The organism is Citrobacter sp. CK185, from assembly GCF_030333565.1.
Classification (GTDB): Bacteria; Pseudomonadota; Gammaproteobacteria; order Enterobacterales; family Enterobacteriaceae; genus Citrobacter_B; species Citrobacter_B koseri.
Genome location: NZ_JAOWFR010000026.1, coordinates 814,424 through 837,282, shown reverse-complemented (window position 1 = coordinate 837,282; position 22,859 = coordinate 814,424). Strand labels below are relative to the sequence as shown.

Here is a 22,859-nt window from a genome sequence, read left to right as displayed (position 1 = left end):
AACGGCTCGTGCTAATCCTGGCGAAAAAAAACGAAAAAGAGAAGGGCAGAGCGGACGAAGAATTTTTTCGTCCGCTGGAAAGACAGAAATTGTTAATTTTTTAACGTATCAATGACCGCCTGATGCGCGCCATGTTGCGCAATGCGCCGCCAGGCTTGCTCAATGGCCTGCACAAACAGGGGATTTTTCACGAGATCCGTGCCGAAAACCTCCTGCAACGACAGCAGCGCGCTAACCCGCTCCGCGTCACTGCTGCTTTCAACAAGCAGGCGAATTTTTTCACTGAGCGGGTCCCGAATATCAATCGTTGCACCTGTGTCGTCCACGCCGCTGACGTAGCGCATCCAGCCTGCGACGCCCAGCGCCAGCAGCGGCCAGTCACTCCCACGCGTCAGATGTTCGCGAATGCCTTCCAGCATCCGCTGCGGTAATTTCTGGCTGCCGTCCATCGCGATTTGCCAGGTCCGGTGCTTCAGCGCCGGATTGGCGAAGCGTTCAATCAGGCTGGCGGCATAGCGGGATAAATCGACGTTGGTGATGCGCAATGTCGGTGCCTGTTCATTCATCATCAGGCGGTAAGCGGCCTCGCGAAACACGCTGTCCTGCATACAATCGCTGATGTGCTGGAACCCGGCCAGATAGCCGAGATACGCAAGGAACGAATGGCTACCGTTGAGCATGCGTAGTTTCATTTGCTCCCAGGGCAGCACGTCATCAACCATCTGCACGCCAGCGACTTCCCACTGCGGGCGGCCTGCCACAAAGTTATCTTCAATGACCCACTGTATAAACGGTTCACAACTGATGGCGCAGGGATCGGCGACGCCCAGCTCGCGGGTAATTTCGTCCAGCGACTCCTCTGTGGCGGCAGGCACGATTCTGTCTACCATCGTTCCCGGGAAGCTGACGTGCTGCTGAATCCACGCCGCCAGCTCCGCCGCGCGTTTTTCCGCCATGCCCAGAACGGCGTTTTTAACCACATGGCCGTTATCCGGGATGTTATCGCAGGAGAGAACCGTGAAAGGCGACAACCCGCGCTCACGCCGACGATGCAGGGCCTCCACAAGAATCCCCGGCGCTGAGTGCGGCTCCGTGGGGTGTTGCATATCGTGAATAATGTGCGGGTTTGACACGTCGAGCGAACCGGTTGCCGGATCGATGCAATATCCTTTTTCGGTGATAGTGAGTGACACTATCGCCACCTGCGGCTCGCAAAACTTTTCGATAATAGCGGCAAGCGAATCCAGCTTTGCGTTCAGACACTCCTTGACCGCGCCGACGATAATCGCCTGATTGCCGTTCGCGCCTTTTTCCAGCACGGTGTACAAGTGATTCTGCTCGCGAAGCTGGCTCATCAGGCGATCGCCGCTGAACAGGCTGATCTCGCAGATCCCCCAGTCTCCACCTTGCGCATTCAGCACTCTGTCGGTCAATAATGCCTGATGGGCGCGGTGAAACGCGCCAAAACCGAAGTGCACAATCCGGGTTTGTAGTTGTTGTCGATCGTAGCGGGGCGTCAGTACGCCTTCCGGGAGTGGGGCAGAGGCAATAGTCTTCATTAAAAACACACCTGATTAACCATTAATTAACAATGGTAGTGTAAAGTTATATGACACCAAATTGAATTGGTATGCCGCATTTATCCGGGGATTGTGAGCTGGATCAATCAATCATGCGCCCTGCGTTGACCATTTACGCGATACCTGTATGGTAGTCATCACTCAGGTAAACTAATTTGGTATAACAACTTGTGAGGTGAAGCAATGGAACAAACCTGGCGTTGGTACGGGCCTAACGATCCGGTATCGCTTGATGATGTGCGTCAGGCTGGCGCAACGGGGGTTGTGACGGCATTGCACCACATTCCGAACGGTGATGTGTGGCCGGTTGAAGAGATTAAAAAGCGCCAGGCCATTCTGGCTGAGAAAGGGCTGACCTGGTCTGTTGTCGAAAGTATTCCGGTGCATGAAGAGATTAAAACACGCTCCGGGCAGTACCAGACCTGGATTGAAAACTATCAGCAAAGCATCCGTAATCTGGCCGCCTGCGGTATTGATACCGTGTGCTACAACTTTATGCCGATTCTCGACTGGACGCGTACCGACCTTGAATATCCGTTGCCCGATGGTTCCAGAGCGCTGCGTTTCGATCAGATTGCCTTTGCGGCTTTCGAACTGCACATCCTGAAGCGTGACGGCGCGCAAGCGGACTACAGCGAAGAAGAGCAGCGCCAGGCGCTGGACTACTTCAACGCCATGAGCGCTGCGGATATCGAAAAACTGACCCGGAATATTATCGCCGGGCTGCCTGGCGCTGAAGAGGGTTATACGCTGGATCAGTTCCGTGCGCGTCTGGCGGAATATAACGGTATCAGCAAAGAGGATTTACGCGAAAATATGGCGGTATTCCTGCGTGCGATTGTGCCGGTGGCAGAAGAAGTCGGCGTGCGCCTGGCGGTGCATCCTGACGATCCGCCGCGCCCCATCCTCGGCCTGCCGCGCATCGTTTCTACCATTGAAGATATGCAGTGGCTGAAAGAAACCGTAGACAGCATTAACAACGGGTTCACCATGTGTACCGGTTCGTACGGCGTACGCGCGGATAACGACCTGGTGAAAATGATCGAGACGTTTGGCGACCGCATTCACTTTACCCATTTACGCTCAACCTGCCGTGAAGATAACCCGAAAACCTTCCACGAAGGCGCGCATTTGCAAGGGGATGTCGATATGGTCGCGGTGATTACCGCAATTCTTACGGAAGAACAGCGTCGTAAGCTGGCAGGCGATCTGCGTCCGATCCCAATGCGCCCGGATCACGGTCATCAGATGCTTGACGATCTGCATAAGAAAACCAACCCCGGCTACTCCGCTATTGGTCGTCTGAAAGGGCTGGCGGAAATTCGTGGCGTTGAACTGGCGCTGAAAAAGACCCAGTTCCGCGATTTGCTGTAACACCTGTTGGTCATAAAAAAGGACAGCCCTGGCTGTCCTTTTTTGTTGGTGCGTCGGCAACGGGCGCTTAGTCCGCGCGGCCCATGTAGCGACGTTCTTCAATGTGAATACGGATTTTTTCACCGGCGCTCAGGTATTCCGGCACCTGAATCACCAGACCGGTGCTCAGCGTTGCGGGTTTGTTGCGGGCGCTGGCTGACGCGCCTTTAATGCCCGGTGCGGTTTCCACGATTTCCAGATCAACCGTCTGCGGCAGTTCGAGCGCCAGCAACTGACCGTCCCAGGTCAGCACCTGCATATCCGGCATTCCGCCTTCAGGAATAAACAGCAGCTCTTCTTCAATCTGATCTTTGGTGAAGGTATACGGGGTATAGTCTTCTTTATCCATGAACACATATTCGTTGCCGTCGATATAAGAGAAATCGACGCCACGGCGGCTCAGGGTGACGGTATCAACGATGTCGTCGCCTTTGAAACGCTCTTCGACTTTCAGACCCGTACGGACGTCGGAAAAACGCATTTTGTACAGCGTCGCGGCACCGCGGGCGGTCGGTGACTGAATATCAATATCTTTTACAATCAGCAGCTTGCCGTTGTAGTTCAGTACCATACCTTTTTTAATTTCGTTCGCTCTTGGCATCGAAAAAATCCTGTTGTAGAGAATGTCTAAAATATCGCGTCAAACTACTCGCGCCGGGCGATTCAGGCAAGTGGAATTCACATATCCCGGATGATTTTGTGTATACTGTTCGCCCACTTTCAGTCCGGTGGCTTACGAATAGAGAATACTGTATGGAATGCCGCCCGGATTGCGGAGCATGTTGCACCGCGCCTTCAATCTCCAGCCCCATTCCGGGTATGCCTGACGGTAAACCCGCAAACACGCCGTGTGTCCAGCTTGATGAACATCAACGCTGTAAGATCTTCGGTTCGCCGCTGCGTCCAAAGGTCTGCGCAGGCCTGCAACCCAGCGCCGATATGTGCGGTCAGACAAGAGCGCAGGCAATGATCTACCTCATTGAACTGGAAACGCTCACGGCGCCTTAAACGTCTTTAATGCGTGCCAGACAAACCATCGTCGCGAGAGCCATCACCAGCGCAAACCAGAATACGGCGTGGTAATTCCAGATTTCCGCCGCAATCCCCGCCAGCGATCCGGCGATAATCCAGCCTACGCGGATGGTATTGGTATACAGCGTGGTTGCTGAACCCGCCTGGCCGGGCATCAGATCCTGAAAATAGAGCATCCCGATGCCGCCGAGAATGCCGATGTAAATTGCGTTCAGCAACTGCAAGCCGAGCAGAACGACAGGCGAGTGCGCCAGCAGCATACCCGCGTAAAAGCAGAACCCCGCCACGATGGCGATCCGCATCAGCAGGCGTTTCCCGAGACGTTTAGCAAAATAGCCTGCAATCAACATGGTGGGAATTTCCAGCCCGGCGGCAGTCCCCATCATGACGCCGGCAAGTTTTTCCGGCAGATGCAGTTCGTTAATGATAAACAGCGGCATATTAATGATATAGAGGCTGTTGGTTCCCCACATTAATGTGCAGATAACAAAGAGCAGCAGCGTATCGCGGCGATTACGGCGCGGCGCTTCAAGGGTTCCGGCAGCAAGCGGCGCATCTTTACGCATTGACGGTAAAAACAGCCAGACCATTACGCCACAGACGACAAACGCCGCCGCCGCGCTCAGGTACATCACGGTAAAGCTGAACCCCATCGCCAGCGCATAGGCCAGCGGCGGCCCGATCACCCACGCCAGCGAAACCTGGGCGCGCAATATCGAGCTGAACATCACGGCTTCGCGACCGGTGCGATCGGCATGTTCGCGGGCAAGGGCGAACATTTGCGGGTTCGCGGTCGAACCAAAACTACTCAGGAAAACGCCGACGAACAGCAAAATAAAATAGTTGCGGTTCCAGGCAAACAGCACGCAGGCCAACATGCCCAGCACACAGCAAAAAACGATCAGGCTTTTGCGATCGCCTTTTTTGTCGGAGCGCCCGGCCAGAAACTGGCTCACCAGAATGCCGATAACGGCGCTGCCGGTAAAAAAGAAGCCAACCATCCCCGGACGAGCGTGTACTTCATCCGTCAGAAAAAGACTGAGCGTCGGCGTCTGTAACGCACCGGCGATACCCGTCAGAAACGCGACGAGCAGGAATGCCGAAGACGTCAAATCAAACGTTTTTGGTGTGGCGGCAACGGGGGTGTTATGCATGTTTCTGTATCAGTGGTGTGAAGAGACGCGGAGTTTACGCTGCTCGTCAGGAAATAAACAGGTGCCCAAATCAAAATCACCACAAAAAATCAAAATAGCATTTCAGTCTATGAAGGGAAGATGCTGACGGTGCTGAAACAGATCGTTTTACAGGCAATTCACTTCAGCATTTATTACCTTCCTGAATGAAAAGTGTGCTTTATCTCTAAATTCTGTCATCAATTTTACGACTTTACTTGCGTGCTGAAGCAGAAAGCGCAAGACTTCTTGAAACGTTTCAGCGCTATTTTGTTTTTGGTTACAAGTCAGATTAGCGCCTTTTTTCTCATGTTAGCTGAATCGTTTCATGTTCAGCAGGAGAGGAGAACTATGTTCCAGTTATCGGTTCAGGACATTCATCCGGGCGAACAGGCCGGAAACAAAGAAGAGGCCATTCGCCAGGTTGCCGCTGCGTTAGTGCAGGCGGGCAACGTCGCAGACGGCTACGTCGACGGCATGCTGACGCGTGAGCAACAGACATCCACTTTCCTTGGCAACGGTATCGCCATTCCGCACGGAACGACCGACACGCGCGATCAGGTGCTGAAAACCGGCGTGCAGGTGTTCCAGTTTCCGCAGGGCGTAACCTGGGGCCAAGGGCAAGTGGCCTATGTGGCGATTGGTATTGCCGCCAGCTCCGATGAGCATCTCGGGTTGCTGCGTCAACTGACGCACGTATTAAGCGATGACGCTGTGGCTGAACAGCTGAAATCCGCCACGACGGCAGAAGAACTGCGCGCGTTGCTGATGGGTGAAAAGCAGAGCGAACAGCTGAAGCTGGATAACGACACCCTGACGCTGGATGTGACGGCCAGCGACCTGGTGACGCTACAGGCGCTGAACGCCGCGCGCCTGAAAGAAGCAGGCGCTGTGGATGCCGCGTTTGTCGCCAGAACCATCAATGAACAGCCGATGAATCTCGGCCAGGGCATCTGGCTGAACGACAGCGCGGACGGCAACCTGCGCAGCGCTATCGCTGTGAGCCGTGCGGCTACGGCGTTTGACGTAGAGGGCGAAGCGGCTGCGCTGCTGGTGACTGTCGCGATGAATGACGATCAGCCCGTCGCCGTGCTGAAGCGCCTTGGCGATCTGCTGCTGAACAATAAAGCTGACCGTTTGCTGAAAGCGGATGCCGCCACCGTGCTGGCGCTGCTGACCAGTGATGAAGCATTGACTGACGACGTGCTGAGCGCCGAATTTGTCGTGCGCAATGAGCATGGCTTACACGCCCGTCCGGGCACCATGCTGGTGAATACCATTAAACAATTTAATAGCGAAATTACCGTGGCAAACCTTGATGGAACCGGAAAACCGGCAAATGGACGCAGTTTGATGAAAGTGGTGGCGTTAGGCGTGAAGAAAGGCCATCGCCTGCGCTTTACGGCGCAGGGCGAAGATGCTGAACAGGCGCTGAAAGCGATTGGCGACGCCATTGCCGCTGGTCTTGGGGAGGGCGCGTAATGAGCAGACGTGTTGCTACTATCACCCTTAATCCGGCATACGACCTGGTCGGTTTCTGCCCGGAGATTGAACGCGGCGAAGTGAACCTGGTGAAAACCACGGGTCTGCATGCGGCGGGTAAAGGCATCAACGTTGCCAGAGTTCTGAAAGATTTAGGTATTGATGTCACGGTTGGCGGTTTCCTGGGTAAAGACAACCAGGACGGTTTCCAGCAGTTGTTCAGCGAGCTGGGCATTGCCAACCGTTTTCAGGTGGTGCAGGGGCGTACCCGCATCAACGTTAAGCTGACGGAAAAAGACGGTGAAGTGACCGACTTTAACTTCTCCGGTTTTGACGTGACTCCGGCTGACTGGGAACGTTTTGTGAACGATTCGCTGAGCTGGCTGGGTCAGTTCGATATGGTCTGCGTCAGCGGCAGCTTGCCGACAGGCGTCAGCCCGGAAGCGTTTACCGACTGGATGACGCGTCTGCGTAGCCAGTGCCCATGCATTATCTTTGATAGTAGTCGTGAAGCGTTGGTGGCGGGTCTGAAAGCGGCGCCGTGGCTGGTGAAACCGAACCGTCGTGAATTAGAAATCTGGGCAGGCCGTAAGCTGCCGGAAATGAAAGATGTGATCGACGCGGCGCACGCCCTGCGTGAGCAAGGTATTGCGCATGTGGTGATCTCTCTCGGTGCGGAAGGGGCGCTGTGGGTGAACGCATCCGGCGAGTGGATCGCGAAGCCACCGTCCGTTGATGTGGTGAGTACCGTAGGTGCAGGGGATTCTATGGTTGGCGGTCTGATTTACGGCCTGCTGATGCGTGAATCCAGTGAACATACGTTGCGTCTGGCGACAGCCGTTGCCGCGCTTGCGGTAAGCCAGAGCAATGTGGGCATTACCGATCGTCCTCAGTTGGCCGCAATGATGGCGCGCGTCGACTTAAAACCGTTTAACTGACAGCAGGAGAGGCATAATGAAAACGCTGCTGATTATTGACGCCAATCTCGGCCAGGCTCGCGCTTACATGGCGAAGACCCTGCTCGGCGCGGCGGCACATAAAGCAAATCTGGAAATTATCGACAATCCGAATGACGCAGAGTTAGCCATTGTGTTGGCTGACGCTGTGCCGAATGACAGCGCGCTGAACGGTAAAAAAGTCTGGCTGGGCGATATTGCCCGTGCCGTGGCGCACCCGGAACTGTTCCTCAATGAAGCGAAAGGACACGCGACGCCATACAGCGCGCCGACAGCGGTTGCCGCCCCGGCAGCGGCCAGCGGCCCGAAACGCGTCGTGGCGGTGACGGCGTGTCCGACAGGCGTCGCGCATACCTTTATGGCGGCTGAAGCGATTGAAACCGAAGCGAAAAAACGTGGCTGGTGGGTGAAGGTCGAAACCCGCGGCTCCGTGGGCGCAGGCAATGCCATCACGCCGGAAGAGGTTGCGGAAGCGGATCTGGTGATCGTGGCGGCTGACATCGAAGTGGATCTGGCGAAGTTTGCCGGAAAACCGATGTACCGTACGTCAACCGGCCTGGCGCTGAAGAAAACCGCGCAGGAACTGGACAAAGCCGTAGCGGAAGCGACGCCGTATGCGCCTACGGGCAAAGCGCAGGCCGCCGCGACAGAAGGAAAAAAAGAGAGCGCTGGCGCATATCGCCATCTGCTGACGGGCGTTTCCTACATGCTGCCAATGGTGGTTGCAGGTGGGTTGTGTATCGCGCTCTCCTTTGCGTTTGGTATTGAGGCGTTTAAAGAAGAAGGTACGCTGGCTGCGGCGCTGATGCAGATCGGCGGCGGTTCTGCCTTCGCGCTAATGGTGCCAGTGCTGGCGGGATATATCGCGTTTTCCATTGCGGATCGTCCAGGCCTGACGCCGGGTCTTATCGGCGGTATGCTGGCGGTGAGCACCGGATCTGGCTTTATCGGCGGTATCATCGCGGGCTTCCTGGCCGGTTATGTCGCGAAACTTATCAGCACTAAACTGAAACTTCCGCAGAGTATGGAAGCGCTGAAACCGATCCTGATCATTCCACTGATTTCCAGTCTGATTGTCGGTCTGGCGATGATTTACCTTATTGGTAAACCGGTTGCCGGCATTCTGGAAGGGCTGACTCACTGGCTGCAAACGATGGGGACGGCGAATGCGGTACTGCTGGGCGCGATCCTCGGCGGTATGATGTGTACTGATATGGGCGGCCCGGTTAACAAAGCGGCGTATGCGTTCGGTGTTGGTCTGCTGAGTACCCAGACTTATGCGCCGATGGCGGCCATTATGGCGGCAGGCATGGTTCCTCCGCTGGCTCTTGGGCTGGCAACTCTGGTTGCGCGTCGTAAGTTCGACAAGGCGCAGCAGGAAGGGGGCAAAGCCGCGCTGGTGCTGGGGCTGTGCTTCATTACCGAAGGCGCGATCCCGTTTGCGGCGCGCGACCCGATGCGTGTCCTGCCATGCTGTATCGTCGGCGGCGCGCTGACAGGCGCAATTTCAATGTGGGTTGGCGCGAAACTGATGGCGCCGCACGGCGGTCTGTTTGTGCTGCTGATTCCTGGCGCGATTACACCGGTGCTGGGCTATCTGCTGGCGATTGTTGCGGGTACGCTGGTTGCCGGTCTGGCCTATGCGTTCCTGAAACGCCCGGAAGCTGAAGTTATCGCGAAAGCGGCATAATGTAAAACCTTGTGCCGGATGGCGGCGTGAGCGCCTTATCCGGCCTACGGATACCGATCCTGTAGGCCGGATAAAACGCATTAGCGTCGCCATCCGGCATTTTTCTGCCTTTTTTATCCCCCCCCATTTTGTGTCCTGGCTCGCAACTTTTTCCTCCCTTGCAAACTGTATCTATAAAAAATTGTGACTCTGTTCATATCTATTCGCTTTAGGGCTTGCGGATGGATTTACTTTATCAAAAACACGCATATCATGAACATGTGTTTTAATATGAACATGTGCTCTAATAATCTCGATTGTGGCGGTGGTTATTCTTAACGAACTCATTGTTATGGCAGCTTAATGCCAGAGGACGTTCTATGCGTGAAACGGAATACATAGTGACGATTGGCTCAGCCAATATGGATGTTGCCGGGTATTCGCATGCTTCTTTAAATTATGCGGACTCCAATCCGGGAAAAATAAAATTTACCCCCGGCGGCGTGGGGCGCAATATTGCGCATAATCTGGCGCTGCTGGGAAAAAACTCATGGCTACTGACGGCCGTCGGGAGTGATTTCTATGGGCAGTCATTAATGGCGCAAACGAATCAATCCGGTGTGCACGTTGATAAATGTCTGATTGTGCCGGGAGAAAATACGTCAAGTTACTTATCCCTGCTCGACAATACCGGAGAAATGCTGGTCGCCATAAATGACATGAGCATTACCGACTTTATTTCGGCTGAATTTTTATCACAGCATGCTGATTTTATTCGTGGGGCAAAAGTGATTGTCGCCGATTGTAATATCAGCGAAGAGGCACTGAACTGGGTGCTGGAAAATGCGGGCGATGTGCCGGTATTTGTTGATCCGGTTTCTGCCTGGAAGTGTGTCAAAATTCGCGAGCGACTTGACAAAATTCACACGCTGAAACCCAACCGGCTTGAAGCTGAAACCCTCAGCGGCATTCCCCTCTCCGGGCGGGAAGATGTCGGGAGCGTTGCGGCATGGTTTCATGAACATGGCCTGAACCGTCTGGTGCTTAGTATGGGTGGCGACGGCGTTTATTACAGCGATATCAACGGCGAAAACGGCTGGTCGCTTCCCATTAAAACCAACGTCGTCAATGTGACCGGCGCTGGCGACGCCATGATGGCGGGACTCGCCGCCTGCTGGATGGACGGCTTACCCTTTATAGATTCGGTTCGATTTGCACAGGGTTGTTCATCAATGGCGCTTGCCTGTGAATATACCAATAACCCTGATTTATCTGTCGCGAATGTTACATCGTTAGTGGAGAACACAGAATGTCTGAATTAACTCTTTCCTCTGAATTATTACAAATTTCGCCAGAAGTACAGGACGCATTAAAGAGTAAGAAACCCATTGTTGCGCTGGAATCAACCATTATTTCCCACGGCATGCCTTTTCCGCAAAATGCGCAAACGGCAATTGAAGTTGAAGAAACCATTCGTAAACATGGCGCCGTGCCTGCAACCATTGCCATTATTGGCGGTGTAATGAAAGTGGGCCTGAATAAAGACGAAATTGAATTATTAGGCCGTGAAGGACATAACGTTACAAAAGTCAGTCGTCGTGACTTACCGTTTGTGGTTGCCGCTGGGAAAAATGGCGCAACGACGGTCGCATCCACCATGATTATTGCCGCACTGGCCGGAATTAAAGTATTTGCAACCGGCGGTATCGGTGGCGTACATCGTGGCGCAGAACATACGTTTGATATTTCTGCTGACTTACAGGAGCTGGCGCATACCAACGTTACGGTAGTTTGTGCGGGGGCGAAATCAATTCTCGACCTGGGATTAACCACCGAATATTTAGAGACTTTTGGCGTGCCGTTAATTGGCTATCAGACCCAGGCATTACCGGCATTTTTCTGCCGTACCAGTCCGTTTGACGTTAGTATTCGCCTGGACAGCGCGCAAGACATCGCCCGCGCAATGGCGGTGAAATGGCAAACCGGCCTGAACGGTGGTCTGGTTGTGGCAAACCCGATCCCGGAACAGTTTGCGATGGCGGAAGAGAAAATCAACGCGGCGATCGATCAGGCCGTGAAAGAAGCGGAAGAGCAGGGCGTCGTGGGGAAAGAAAGCACGCCATTCTTGCTGGCGCGCGTGGCGGAACTGACCGGCGGCGATAGCCTGAAATCCAATATCCAACTGGTGTTCAACAACGCTGTACTGGCCTGTGAAATAGCGAAGGAATATCAACGCCTCGCCTGATAAAAACGCACGGGCAGAGAGCGGTCGCCCGCGATATCAAAACCTGGCTTTCACGCCGGGTTTCCTGGCATGAAGGGAAAATCATTATGGATATAATGAGAAGTGTTGTGGGTATGGTGGTACTACTGGCAATCGCATTTCTGCTGTCAGTGAATAAAAAACGTATCAGCCTGCGTACCGTTGGCGCGGCGCTGGTGCTGCAAATCGCCATCGGTGGGATCATGCTTTATTTCCCGCCGGGGAAATGGCTGGTGGAGCAGGCCGCGCTCGGTGTCCACAAGGTGATGTCCTACAGCGACGCGGGTAGCGCATTTATCTTTGGCTCATTAGTAGGGCCAAAAATGGATGTGCTGTTTGACGGCGCCGGGTTTATCTTTGCCTTTCGCGTGTTGCCTGCCATCATCTTTGTGACTGCGCTGATCAGCTTGCTTTACTACATTGGCGTGATGGGACTGCTGATCCGTATCCTCGGCGGTATTTTCCAGAAAGCGCTGAACATCAGTAAGATCGAGTCGTTCGTTGCGGTCACTACCATTTTCCTCGGGCAAAACGAGATCCCGGCGATTGTTAAGCCGTTTATCGACCGTCTAAATCGTAATGAGCTGTTTACCGCCATTTGTAGCGGCATGGCCTCAATCGCCGGTTCGATGATGATTGGCTATGCCGGAATGGGGGTGCCGATTGATTATCTGCTGGCGGCGTCCTTAATGGCGATCCCTGGCGGCATTCTGTTTGCCCGTATGCTGAGCCCGGCGACGGAAGAATCGAAGGTGACGTTTGAAAACCTGTCATTTACCGAAACGCCGCCAAAAAGCATCATCGAAGCGGCGGCCAGCGGCGCGATGACCGGGCTGAAAATCGCCGCCGGTGTGGCGACGGTGGTGATGGCGTTTGTTGCCATTATCGCGCTGATTAACGGCATCATCGGCGGCGTTGGCGGCTGGTTTGGCTTTGGTCACGCCACTCTTGAAGGGATCTTCGGCTGGGTTTTAGCGCCGCTGGCCTGGATTATGGGCGTGGACTGGAGCGATGCGACGCTTGCCGGTAGCCTGATTGGGCAAAAACTGGCGATTAACGAGTTTGTTGCTTATCTCAACTTCTCTCCATATCTGCAAGCTGCCGGTACGCTGGATGTGAAGACGATAGCGATCATCTCTTTCGCGTTGTGTGGCTTTGCCAACTTTGGTTCGATTGGCGTGGTGGTGGGCGCGTTTTCTGCGATTGCGCCGCAGCGTGCGCCGGAAATCGCCCAGCTAGGAATGCGTGCGCTGGCGGCGGCAACGCTCTCTAACCTGATGAGCGCCACTATCGCGGGGTTCTTTATCGGGCTGGCGTAGTTGTAGTAGACGATTTTGCCGGATGGCGGCTTCGCCTTATCCGGCCTACAGTAACGCACCTCGTAGACCTGATAAGCGCAGCGCCATCAGGCATATCCGACCCACAGTAACGCACTCCGTAGGCCTGATAAGCGCAGCGCCATCAGGCATATTCGACCCACAGTAACGCACCCCGTAGGCCTGATAAGCGTAGCGCCATCAGGCATATCCGACCCACAGTAACGCACCCCGTAGGCCTGATAAGCGAAGCGCCATCAGGCATATCCGACCCACAGTAACGCACTCCGTAGGCCTGATAAGCGCAGCGCCATCAGGCATATCCGACCTACAGTAACGCACCCCGTAGGCCTGATAAGCGAAGCGCCATCAGGCATTATGCCAGGGTTGTTTTCAGCAGATAAAGCGCGTTATCGGCGGAGAGGGTGGGGTTGTTAATACTGATGCTGGCGCGCGATAACGCCGCGCAGGCCATCGCGAAATTCGCGCTATCGCGAAAATCACTACCCTCCAGAAAGCTGTAGAGCAACCCGGCCATGAAGCCATCATCCGCGCCGAAGCTGTCCACGCGGGTGTGAGACGGCGGGGTGAGTAAAAACTGCTCGCCGTTTTTCTCGCTACAAAAGACCGCTTCATCTTCCAGGCAAACGAAGATTCGCTGTACGCCTTGCTGATGCAGGTCATTGACGGCCTGTACACGGTCGGCATCGGAACGCACCGCTTTTCCCCACAGAATCTCCAGCTCTTTTTGCGTGGGTTTTAACGTATGAATGCGTGAATACCAGGTCCTGATTTTTTCCGCTTTGAACTCTGAAACGGTATCAATAAAGACCGGGATTTCATCCGCAATGGTAAAGACCCATTCGATGGCTTCTGGCGTCAGGTTGCAGTCCGCCAGCACCACGCCAGCGTGACGGATCAGATCCCGCGAGCTATTCAGCAACTGCGGCGTCAGCTGTTGCAGAATGTGGGTGTCGTTAATCGCCAGCACTGTCTCTTCCTGCTGGTTGGCGATGGACAGATAGGTTGAAGTGTTATGCCCATGCAGACGGATACAGCTGGAGATGTTCACGCCAGCCTGACGAGTCTGCTCCAGCAGCGTTTCACCATAAAAATCGCTACCGACCGCAGAGAGCAAATGCACATCGCGACCCAGCAGCGCCAGATTATGCGCAATATTGCGCCCCACGCCGCCAGCAGAACAGTGAATGCTGCCAGGGTTGGAAGCCGCCTGTGGATAATGGATATCCGCCACGCCGCGAATATCCATATTGATCGCCCCGACCACCACGCAATACTCCTGCTCGGTGAGGATATAGCCTTTGCCTTTGATCATCCCTTTGCGCATCAAATCCATAATATGGGCCGCCACGCGTGAGCGACTGATCTGCAAAATATCAGCGATTTCATTTTGCTGAATGAGCGGATTGCGGCGCAGGATCTTGAGTATCTGCTTTTCCCTGTCGTTCATCATTACGCAACCACCTTTGCCGTTTGCTGCGCTTTCAGCCAGGCGATCTCTTCTGCCCAGATATCCGGGTTGATGGTTTCCAGAATCAGCGGAATACCGTCAAAACGATCGTCCTGCATAATCCAGCGAAATGCATCATGACCAATGTTGCCTTCGCCCAAACTGTGGTGACGGTCAACGCGGCTGCCAAAAGCGCTTTTCGCGTCGTTCAGGTGCATGCCGCGCAGGTATGTAAAGCCCACAACACGCTCAAAATCGGCGAATGTTTTTTCACATTCGTCGGTGGTACGCAGATCGTAACCGGCCGCGAACGCGTGACAGGTATCAATACAGACGCCCACGCGGGATTTATCTTCCACGCCGTCGATGATGGCGGCGAGATGCTCAAACCTGAATCCCAGATTGCTCCCCTGACCCGCAGTGTTTTCAATGACTGCCGTGACCCCTTGGGTTTTCTCAAGGGCAATGTTGATCGACTCTGCAATTCGAGCCAGACATTCCTCTTCCGGGATTTGCTGTAAATGGCTACCCGGGTGGAAATTGAGCAGCGATAGCCCCAGTTGCTCACAACGCTGCATTTCATCAATAAACGCATCGCGCGATTTTTCCAGCGCTTCGCTGACAGGGTGCCCGAGGTTGATCAGATAGCTGTCGTGGGGAAGGATCTGCGCAGGCGAATAGTGGTATTTCTCGCAGGCGGCCTTAAAGTCATCAATGATTTGGGCAGTGAGCGGCGCGGCGCGCCATTGACGCTGATTTTTCGTGAACAGCGCAAATGCGGTTGCGTCAATTTCTGCGGCGCGAATTGCAGCGTTGGCTAACCCGCCAGCGGCGCTGACATGCGCTCCGATATATTTCATGGAAGACTCCTGTTAAACCCGCTATACACATTATTCTTCAGGTTTGAATAATGTCGTGTATTCGAAAAAAATACTCTCCAATAATAGCGGGTTAACAGGGGCAAAATGTAGTGCTTTATGCGATAAGATGGTGAATCAGTACGTTAATCACGCCGCCGCCAACAATCAGCCAGACAAACAGCACCAGTGCCATCAGTAACGGTTTCGCCCCGGCTTTCTTCAGCGCGCTGACGTGCGTTGTAAGACCCAGCGCGGCCATTGCCATCGCCAGCAGAACCGTATCCAGCGTAATCAACATGTTTACCACCGCCTGCGGCAGCAGATGGAACGAGTTAACGATTGCCACTACGATGAACAGCACCGCAAACCACGGGATGGTGATTTTGCTTTTCTCCGCGCCCGTCGCCGGAGAAAGTTGTTTCACACGGGCGGCCAGCAGAATCAGAAACGGCGCCAGCATCATTACGCGCAGCATTTTGGCAATCACCGCGGCGTTTTCCGCGTCCGGGTTAATGGCGTGTCCGGCGGCAACGACCTGGGCTACTTCATGCATGGTCGAACCAATATAGATGCCGTAGGTTTCCGGGCTGAACCAGTGCGCCAGCAGCGGATACATTGCCGGGTAGAGGAAGATTGCCAGCGTACCGAAAATCACCACCGTCGCGACGGCCACCGTAACTTTACTGGCCTCCGCTTTAACGACGGGCTCCGTTGCCAGCACTGCCGCCGCTCCGCAAATGCTGCTTCCGGCGCCAATCAGCCAACTGGTGTGCTTGTCCAGACCAAACACTTTCTGCCCGAGGAAACAGGCGAGTAAAAAAGTGCTGGAGAGCGTCAGTACATCAATCACAATCCCGCTGACGCCCACGTCTGCAATCTGTGAGAAGGTGAGGCGAAACCCGTAGAGAATGATCCCCAGGCGTAATAGATGTTGTTTAGCGAACAGCACGCCGCCGTCACAGCTTTTCCAGATTTGCGGATACACCGTATTGCCGATGACCATTCCCAGTAAGATGGCTAAGGTGAGGGCGCTGAACCCGGCTCCCGCGACGGCAGGAATAGATCCACCCCACAGGGCGGCCCCTGTGATAACTGCGCTCAGGGCAAGCCCCGGTATAAAATGCCACACTGTACGATGGTGATTCTGTAAGGTGAGTTCTGTCATAACCTTCTCCTCTATATGGGTAAAATGTTATGGCGAACTGGTTTAAAAATAAAATTGATTATATATTTATAATTAATCTTTATAAGTGGTAAGCGACGGCCTGCCAGTGGAAAACAACAATGCATATCACGCTACGACAACTAGAAGTTTTTACTGAGGTGCTAAAAAGCGGCTCGACGACCCAGGCATCTGTCATGCTGTCGCTGTCGCAGTCGGCCGTAAGCGCGGCATTGACCGATCTGGAAGGTCAGCTTGGCGTACAGCTATTTGACCGCGTCGGGAAACGGCTGGTAGTCAATGAACACGGGCGCTTGCTGTACCCGCGCGCGCTGGCGCTGCTGGAGCAGGCTGTCGAAATTGAGCAACTGTTTCGGGAAGACAACGGCGCAATCCGCGTTTATGCCAGTAGCACCATCGGTAATTACATCCTGCCTGCGGTAATTGCCCGTTACAGGAAGGACTTTCCCGATCTGCCGCTGGAACTTAGCGTGGGCAACAGCCAGGATGTCATTACGGCGGTGCTCGATTTTCGGGTAGATATCGGCCTGATTGAAGGCCCGTGCCACAATACTGAGATTATTTCTGAGCCGTGGCTGGACGATGAGCTGGTGGTGTTTGCCGCACCGTCCTCGCCGTTGGCGCAAGGGCCGGTAACGCTTGAACAACTTGCCGCCGCGCCCTGGATACTGCGCGAGCGCGGTTCCGGTACGCGTGAGATTGTTGACTACCTGTTGCTTTCGCACTTGCCAAAATTCGAAATGGCGATGGAGTTGGGTAACTCCGAAGCGATCAAACACGCCGTGCGTCATGGTCTGGGCATCAGTTGCCTGTCGCGGCGGGTTATTGAGGAACAGCTTCAGGCGGGAACGTTGAGTGAAATCGCGGTGCCTTTACCGCGCCTGGTGCGAACCCTGTGGCGAATCCACCATCGCCAGAAACACCTTTCCAATGCCTTACAGCGTTTTCTGCGCTACTGCGAATAAGTGTCCTTTGCCGGATGGCGGCGTAAACGCCTTATCCGGCCTACAAACTCAACGCTTATCAGGCCTACAAATGTCGATCCTGTAGGCCTGATAAGCGTAGCGCCATCAGGCGAATGTCTTAACGCCTATCCGATCTACACTTTACTTATAATCCGCGGCCAGTCATGAAGGTCTCTTATAACTGCGCATTTGTGCCGGAAGGATGGCGTTTCGTCTGCTACAATCGCGCCTCATTTTTTGGATGGATAGCATTTTCACATGGTTTCCGAAACTAAAACCACAGAAGCGCCCGCGTTACGTCGCGAATTAAAGGCGCGTCACCTGACAATGATCGCCATTGGCGGTTCCATCGGTACGGGTCTTTTCGTTGCATCTGGTGCAACCATTTCTGCGGCGGGTCCAGGCGGCGCGCTGTTTTCTTATATCCTGATCGGTCTGATGGTCTACTTCCTGATGACCAGTCTCGGCGAACTGGCGGCGTATATGCCGGTATCCGGTTCATTTGCGACTTACGGTCAGAACTATGTTGAAGAAGGCTTTGGCTTCGCGCTCGGCTGGAACTACTGGTACAACTGGGCGGTGACCATTGCCGTAGACCTCGTGGCCGCACAACTGGTGATGAACTGGTGGTTCCCGGATACGCCAGGTTGGATCTGGAGTGCGCTGTTCCTCGGCGTGATCTTCCTGCTGAACTACATCTCGGTCAGAGGCTTTGGCGAAGCAGAATACTGGTTCTCGCTGATCAAAGTGGCGACCGTCATTATCTTTATCATCGTGGGCGTCATGATGATCGTCGGCATCTTCAAAGGGGCGCAGCCAGTGGGCTGGAGCAACTGGACGACCGGCGATGCGCCGTTTGCCGGGGGTTTTGCGGCGATGATTGGCGTGGCGATGATTGTCGGCTTCTCCTTCCAGGGGACGGAACTGATTGGTATCGCGGCGGGTGAGTCTGAAGATCCAGAGAAAAACATTCCGCGCGCGGTGCGTCAGGTATTCTGGCGTATCCTGCTGTTCTATGTGTTCGCGATCCTGATTATCAGCCTGATTATCCCGTATACCGACCCGAGCCTGCTGCGTAACGATGTGAAAGACATCAGTGTCAGCCCGTTCACTCTGGTGTTCCAGCATGCGGGTCTGCTTTCCGCTGCGGCGGTAATGAACGCGGTTATCCTGACGGCGGTGCTGTCGGCGGGTAACTCCGGGATGTACGCGTCTACCCGTATGCTCTACACCCTGGCCTGTGACGGTAAAGCGCCGCGTATTTTCGCGCAGCTGTCACGCGGCGGCGTTCCGCGTAACGCGCTGTATGCGACGACGGTAATTGCGGGGCTTTGCTTCCTGACGTCGATGTTTGGCAACCAGACGGTATACCTGTGGCTGCTGAATACCTCCGGGATGACGGGCTTTATCGCCTGGCTGGGGATTGCCATCAGCCATTATCGTTTCCGCCGTGGCTATGTGTTGCAGGGTAACGATGTGAAAGATCTGCCGTACCGTTCTGGATTCTTCCCGCTGGGGCCGATCTTTGCGTTTGTGCTGTGTCTGACCATCACGTTGGGTCAGAACTATGAAGCCTTCCTGAAAGACACCATTGACTGGGGCGGCGTAGCGGCAACCTATATCGGGATTCCGCTGTTCCTGGCTATCTGGTTTGGCTACAAGCTGACAAAGGGAACGCACTTTGTTCGCTACAGTGAAATGCACTTCCCGGAGCGTGTGAAGAAATAACCTGGTGCCTGATGGCGCTGCGCTTATCAGGCCTACAGGAGCAACATTTGTAGGCCGGACATCCGGCAGGTAAAATAAAAAAGCCCCGGCATTCATCATGCCGGGGCTTTTTGTTGTACTGAACTTAGAAGTTATAAGTCAGGCCAACCGTGTAACGACGACCGTCGAGAATGGTATCGTAAGTCTCGTAATCGATCTGTTTGTCCAGAACGTTATACACGCCCGCAGTTAACAGCAGATTTTTGTACGCGTAATAACGCACACCAACATCAACCTGCGTATAAGACGGCGTTCCCTGGGCCATTGAAGTACGGCTCAGGTATTCGGAGGTCTTGCCGCGGAAGTTCAGACGGCTCCAGAAGCCAACATCCTGCGTTGCCTGCCAGTCCAGCGTGGTATTGAACATATGCTTCGGCATTTTATTCAACGGCTTGCCAGAGAACTGGCCGCTTTTCTGCTCAGATTCGGTATAGGTGTAGTTCGCCGTCCAGTTGAGATCGCGGGTGATCTTCCAGCCAAAGGTGGACTCCACGCCGCGCATATTGGCTTTATCAACGTTGACGCGATCGCTGACAAAGTCGTATTTCTCACCACCAATAGTACAGGCCGGATCTGAACTGCTGTTGCAGCGACGCACTTCAGTTATCTTATCTTTGAAGTCGGTATTGAACAGCGTCACGCCAGCGTTAAGGTTATCTCCGTTATCCCACAGCAGGCCCAACTCTTCGCTCAGGCTCTTTTCTGGTTTCAGGTCTGCGTTACCGACAATAATACCGTTCAGACGACCGCCGCCGGTAATCTGTCCCCAGGTCGGGGAGGACTGGCGCAGATCCGGTGCGCGGTAGCCCGCAGAGACGCCGCCTTTTAAGGTCCACTGATCGGTAAGATGCCATACGCCATAGCCACGCGGCGTCCAGTTGTCGCCATAGTTTTCATCTTTATCCATACGGATACCGCCGGTCAGCGTAAAGCTGTCGGTCATCGTCCACTCATCTTCAGCAAACAGCGCCCAGCTCCAGCGGGTCAGCTTGTTTACGTCTTCGTAGGCTTTTAACTGGTTGCCGTTATCGCTCAGTTTCTCGTAACGATACTGCCCACCTAATGTCAGGGTATGCGCGCCGAGGAAGATCTGGTTCTGGTTATTAAAGATGGTGTTGTAAGACTTCATCTGGCGACCGGGGTTGTTGGTCTCTTCCTGCTGAATGTAGCTGGTGGTGTTGAAGTCGTCGTAATAACCGCTGTGGGTTAAGGAATAAGTGGTGTGCTCATAGCGGTTTTCGCTTTTGCTATTTGGTTTACAGCTACCGTTGCGGCAGCTTTCTTCTGCCATTGACTTGCCTGGCGTACTGTCGCGATCCTGCAATTCACGCGCGATGTCGAAGTCAAAATCGTTTTTATCATCCGGCGTAAAGTTAAGCGTTAAAGCCCCGTTGCGCAGGCGCTGCTCGTTGTAGCCATTGACGATTTTGTCTTCCGCACGGCGAGAGAGCAGCCCGGTCACTTTCGCCCCCAGCAATCCGTCAATCAGCGGGCCGGACGCATAAGCGTTGGTCTGGTACAAATCACCGGAGTCCCTGTCTTCCTGGAAGGTGGCGTCGCCATGCAGGGAGCCGGTCCAGCCTTTCGTGTTGGACACTTTTTTGGTGATCACGTTAATGACGCCGCCCATCGCATCTGAACCGTAAAGCGATGACATTGGCCCGCGAATAACTTCAATACGCTCGATCGATTCCAGCGGCGGCAGCCAGCCTTGCTCGATCCCGGAGTTATCGCTGTTCGGACGCGTGCCGCGCGTGCTGATGCGCTTACCGTTGACCAGGAACAGCGTGTATTGCGAAGCCATCCCGCGGATGCTGATATCGCTACTGCTGCCGCCGCCGGTAACGACGACTCCGGGCACATCTTTCAGCGCATCGGTGACATCGCGATAGGCTTTGTCTTCGATCTGCTGTTTGGTGATAACGGAGATAGACGCGGGGGCGTTCTGGATTTTCTGCTCAAATCCCGTGGCGGTTACAACGACGGTGTCCTGATCGGCAGCATAGACGAGCGATGGGAGACACGCTGCGCATACTGCGGCAGCGATAGCCTTAACGTGAGGTATGGTCATTTTTGTCATTCCATTAAATGAGTAAAACTGCGAGCCATGAAAAAAGGCCATGACAACGGTATGTATTTGTCTTTTAAGTACTCTTTGCGGTGAATAAGCGGGACGAATTGTACAAAAGAATGAATGTTTGTAAACACAAATGATAATTGAAATCATTTGTGTTTATTTGTTTTTTACGGAAAGGGATTTCAAATCAATAAGATGGCGGATCGTAAATGTGAGGAAATTTTGAAGAAAAAATGGAGAAATGAAGGATGAAAAGGAGGGCAGATACCCTCCGTTGTTACGTTATGGCAATAGATTATCGTTTTTTACAGACGATGGAGACGAGAAAGTAGCGCCAGGGAGAGCGTGGTTAATAAAATAGCGATGAAGGCGTAAATATAGACGCCAGACCATTCCCAGCTATTTTTCACCAGAATGACCGGTACGCCGGCCATTGCCGCGCCAACATAACTGAATAATCCCCGGAAACCGGTAATAGAACCCGCAGCATCTTTGTGAGTAACGTCCAGGCAGCCGACGGCAAAAAGCATATGCGGCCCGTACAGTGCAAATCCCATGATGGTGAAAAGTACGGCGGTGATGGTGTAAGAGGTATCCTGCACCAGTGGGATAAGCACGATGCATACGCAGAGCATTAAGGCGAAGATTAACCCCGTCATCCAGCGGTTGCTTTTAAACATAAAGTCTGACAAATATCCGGCCAGCAATCCCCCTGCCAGCCCGCCAGCTTCGAACCACGAGATAATGGAGTTTGCTTTAATCAGGCTCCAGCCGTGTACCTGCGAGTAATAGATTTGCGGCCAGTCATTGAGAATAGTGCGCGCAATATACACGGACATATCGCCTACGATGATGATCCATACCAGTGGGTTGGTCAGAATGTATTTAACGAACACCTGCCAGAAGCTCAGATTGACCGGGCTGGCTTTTACCTGTGCAAGCTCGGTAGGGTCGTTACGCCATTCGCCGACATTGGGTAGCCCGAGGGTGCCGGGACGATCCTGAATCGTAAACAGCGCGACGACCCCCATCAGAAGGGAAATGACCCCAGGGACATAGAAGCCCATTTTCCAGCTGCCGCTAAAGGCAATGGCGAAGCTGGTGAGCAGCGGGGCAAGGCTGCCGCCAATGTTATGCGCTGCTTCAACGATTGCCCACCAGCGCCCGCGTTCGTTTTTTGAGAACCAGGAGGCCATAATTTTCGCCATTGGCGGGAAGCTGGTGCCCTGGAGAATCGCATTGAGGCTGTACAATACGTAGAACGCCGCGACGCTATCGGAAAAGCCAAAGAGAATATTGACGATGCCGACGCCAATCAGCACCGGGCCGGTCATGGCTTTAGGGTTAATTTTATCAACCAGCATGCCGCCAACAAATTTCATGGAACCATAAAGAATGTAAAAAATGGAGGACATGATGGCGAAATCTTCTGCGGTTAGCGACGTATCCGCCAGCATGGCTGGCATCGCAGCAGAAAAGTTTTTACGGGTCAGATAGAATACGGCATAAGAGATAAATACCGAGGTGATGATCTCTGTGCGAAATTTTTTATAAGTATGATCAATCTCTTTTTTCGCGTTCATAACAGGCCGATCGGCCTGACTGAAAATAAATGCTTTTATGTTCATCGTGAGTTTCCCTTCCGGCGACGGA

At 53.8% G+C, this 22,859-nt stretch carries 18 protein-coding genes; 10 read left to right on the top strand and 8 right to left on the bottom strand.

Annotated elements, in window-relative coordinates; genetic code table 11:
- Positions 1 to 92 precede the first annotated feature (92 nt).
- Positions 93 to 1,559 carry a mannitol dehydrogenase family protein gene (locus OGV79_RS18685; protein ID WP_286468794.1) on the bottom strand — a complete coding sequence of 489 codons (1,467 nt, stop codon included), beginning with the start codon at positions 1,557 to 1,559 and terminating at the stop codon, positions 93 to 95.
- Positions 1,560 to 1,763: 204 nt separating this feature from the next.
- Here OGV79_RS18685 and uxuA point away from each other — a divergent pair, with 204 nt between their 5' ends.
- Complete coding sequence (gene uxuA, locus OGV79_RS18680) at positions 1,764 to 2,954, top strand: mannonate dehydratase (RefSeq protein ID WP_115609093.1); 1,191 nt, start codon at positions 1,764 to 1,766, stop codon at positions 2,952 to 2,954.
- Positions 2,955 to 3,021: 67 nt separating this feature from the next.
- On the opposite strand, the gene yeiP is transcribed toward uxuA, so the two are convergent.
- Positions 3,022 to 3,594 (bottom strand): elongation factor P-like protein YeiP, encoded by a 573-nt coding sequence (yeiP, locus tag OGV79_RS18675; RefSeq protein WP_012131588.1) that lies wholly within the window; start codon positions 3,592 to 3,594, stop codon positions 3,022 to 3,024.
- Between the two features lie 152 nt (positions 3,595 to 3,746).
- Here yeiP and OGV79_RS18670 point away from each other — a divergent pair, with 152 nt between their 5' ends.
- Positions 3,747 to 4,001: a YkgJ family cysteine cluster protein gene (locus OGV79_RS18670; protein ID WP_024130170.1), complete on the top strand. Its 255-nt coding sequence runs from the start codon at positions 3,747 to 3,749 to the stop codon at positions 3,999 to 4,001.
- On the opposite strand, the gene setB is transcribed toward OGV79_RS18670, so the two are convergent.
- Positions 3,998 to 5,179 carry a sugar efflux transporter SetB gene (gene setB / locus OGV79_RS18665; RefSeq protein WP_047462472.1) on the bottom strand — a complete coding sequence of 394 codons (1,182 nt, stop codon included), beginning with the start codon at positions 5,177 to 5,179 and terminating at the stop codon, positions 3,998 to 4,000. The two genes, OGV79_RS18670 and setB, sit on opposite strands and share 4 nt — an antisense overlap.
- Before the next feature lie 369 nt (positions 5,180 to 5,548).
- Between setB and fruB the strand changes: the two genes are divergently transcribed.
- The 6 genes from fruB (at position 5,549) to OGV79_RS18635 (ending at position 12,886) form a co-directional block, all read left to right on the top strand.
- The gene (fruB, locus tag OGV79_RS18660) at positions 5,549 to 6,679 is read left to right on the top strand and encodes a fused PTS fructose transporter subunit IIA/HPr protein (protein ID WP_286468792.1); all 1,131 of its coding nucleotides are present in this window, start codon (positions 5,549 to 5,551) and stop codon (positions 6,677 to 6,679) included.
- The gene (gene fruK / locus OGV79_RS18655; RefSeq protein WP_012131592.1) at positions 6,679 to 7,617 is read left to right on the top strand and encodes a 1-phosphofructokinase; all 939 of its coding nucleotides are present in this window, start codon (positions 6,679 to 6,681) and stop codon (positions 7,615 to 7,617) included. Before fruB ends, fruK begins: the two co-directional genes overlap by 1 nt.
- 16 nt (positions 7,618 to 7,633) lie before the next feature.
- The gene (gene fruA, locus OGV79_RS18650) at positions 7,634 to 9,325 is read left to right on the top strand and encodes a PTS fructose transporter subunit IIBC (RefSeq protein ID WP_012131593.1); all 1,692 of its coding nucleotides are present in this window, start codon (positions 7,634 to 7,636) and stop codon (positions 9,323 to 9,325) included.
- Between the two features lie 359 nt (positions 9,326 to 9,684).
- Positions 9,685 to 10,626, top strand: coding sequence for a pseudouridine kinase (locus OGV79_RS18645; RefSeq protein WP_198447492.1), 942 nt, complete (start codon positions 9,685 to 9,687; stop codon positions 10,624 to 10,626).
- Positions 10,614 to 11,549 (top strand): pseudouridine-5'-phosphate glycosidase, encoded by a 936-nt coding sequence (locus OGV79_RS18640; protein ID WP_286468791.1) that lies wholly within the window; start codon positions 10,614 to 10,616, stop codon positions 11,547 to 11,549. The genes OGV79_RS18645 and OGV79_RS18640 overlap by 13 nt, the downstream gene beginning before the upstream one ends.
- A gap of 86 nt (positions 11,550 to 11,635) precedes the next feature.
- On the top strand, positions 11,636 to 12,886 hold the full coding sequence (locus OGV79_RS18635; RefSeq protein ID WP_104868442.1) for a NupC/NupG family nucleoside CNT transporter: 1,251 nt from the start codon (positions 11,636 to 11,638) through the stop codon (positions 12,884 to 12,886).
- Positions 12,887 to 13,259: 373 nt separating this feature from the next.
- On the opposite strand, the gene OGV79_RS18630 is transcribed toward OGV79_RS18635, so the two are convergent.
- The 3 genes from OGV79_RS18630 to OGV79_RS18620 form a co-directional block, all read right to left on the bottom strand.
- Positions 13,260 to 14,354 carry a sugar kinase gene (locus OGV79_RS18630; protein ID WP_024130172.1) on the bottom strand — a complete coding sequence of 365 codons (1,095 nt, stop codon included), beginning with the start codon at positions 14,352 to 14,354 and terminating at the stop codon, positions 13,260 to 13,262.
- A 2-nt stretch (positions 14,355 to 14,356) separates the two neighbouring features.
- Positions 14,357 to 15,214 carry a deoxyribonuclease IV gene (nfo, locus tag OGV79_RS18625; RefSeq protein ID WP_049009465.1) on the bottom strand — a complete coding sequence of 286 codons (858 nt, stop codon included), beginning with the start codon at positions 15,212 to 15,214 and terminating at the stop codon, positions 14,357 to 14,359.
- Positions 15,215 to 15,329: 115 nt separating this feature from the next.
- Positions 15,330 to 16,379, bottom strand: coding sequence for a YeiH family protein (locus tag OGV79_RS18620; protein ID WP_012131604.1), 1,050 nt, complete (start codon positions 16,377 to 16,379; stop codon positions 15,330 to 15,332).
- 119 nt (positions 16,380 to 16,498) lie between these two features.
- Between OGV79_RS18620 and yieE the strand changes: the two genes are divergently transcribed.
- Positions 16,499 to 17,362: a DNA-binding transcriptional regulator YeiE gene (gene yieE, locus OGV79_RS18615; protein WP_012131605.1), complete on the top strand. Its 864-nt coding sequence runs from the start codon at positions 16,499 to 16,501 to the stop codon at positions 17,360 to 17,362.
- 258 nt (positions 17,363 to 17,620) lie between these two features.
- A complete protein-coding gene (gene lysP / locus OGV79_RS18610) occupies positions 17,621 to 19,090 on the top strand; it encodes a lysine-specific permease (protein WP_012131607.1) in 1,470 nt (489 codons plus the stop codon).
- A 124-nt stretch (positions 19,091 to 19,214) separates the two neighbouring features.
- Here lysP and OGV79_RS18605 read toward each other — a convergent pair whose 3' ends face one another.
- Positions 19,215 to 21,200: a ligand-gated channel protein gene (locus OGV79_RS18605; protein ID WP_286468790.1), complete on the bottom strand. Its 1,986-nt coding sequence runs from the start codon at positions 21,198 to 21,200 to the stop codon at positions 19,215 to 19,217.
- A 311-nt stretch (positions 21,201 to 21,511) separates the two neighbouring features.
- Complete coding sequence (locus OGV79_RS18600; RefSeq protein ID WP_012131609.1) at positions 21,512 to 22,834, bottom strand: MFS transporter; 1,323 nt, start codon at positions 22,832 to 22,834, stop codon at positions 21,512 to 21,514.
- Between the last annotated feature and the right edge of the window lie 25 nt (positions 22,835 to 22,859).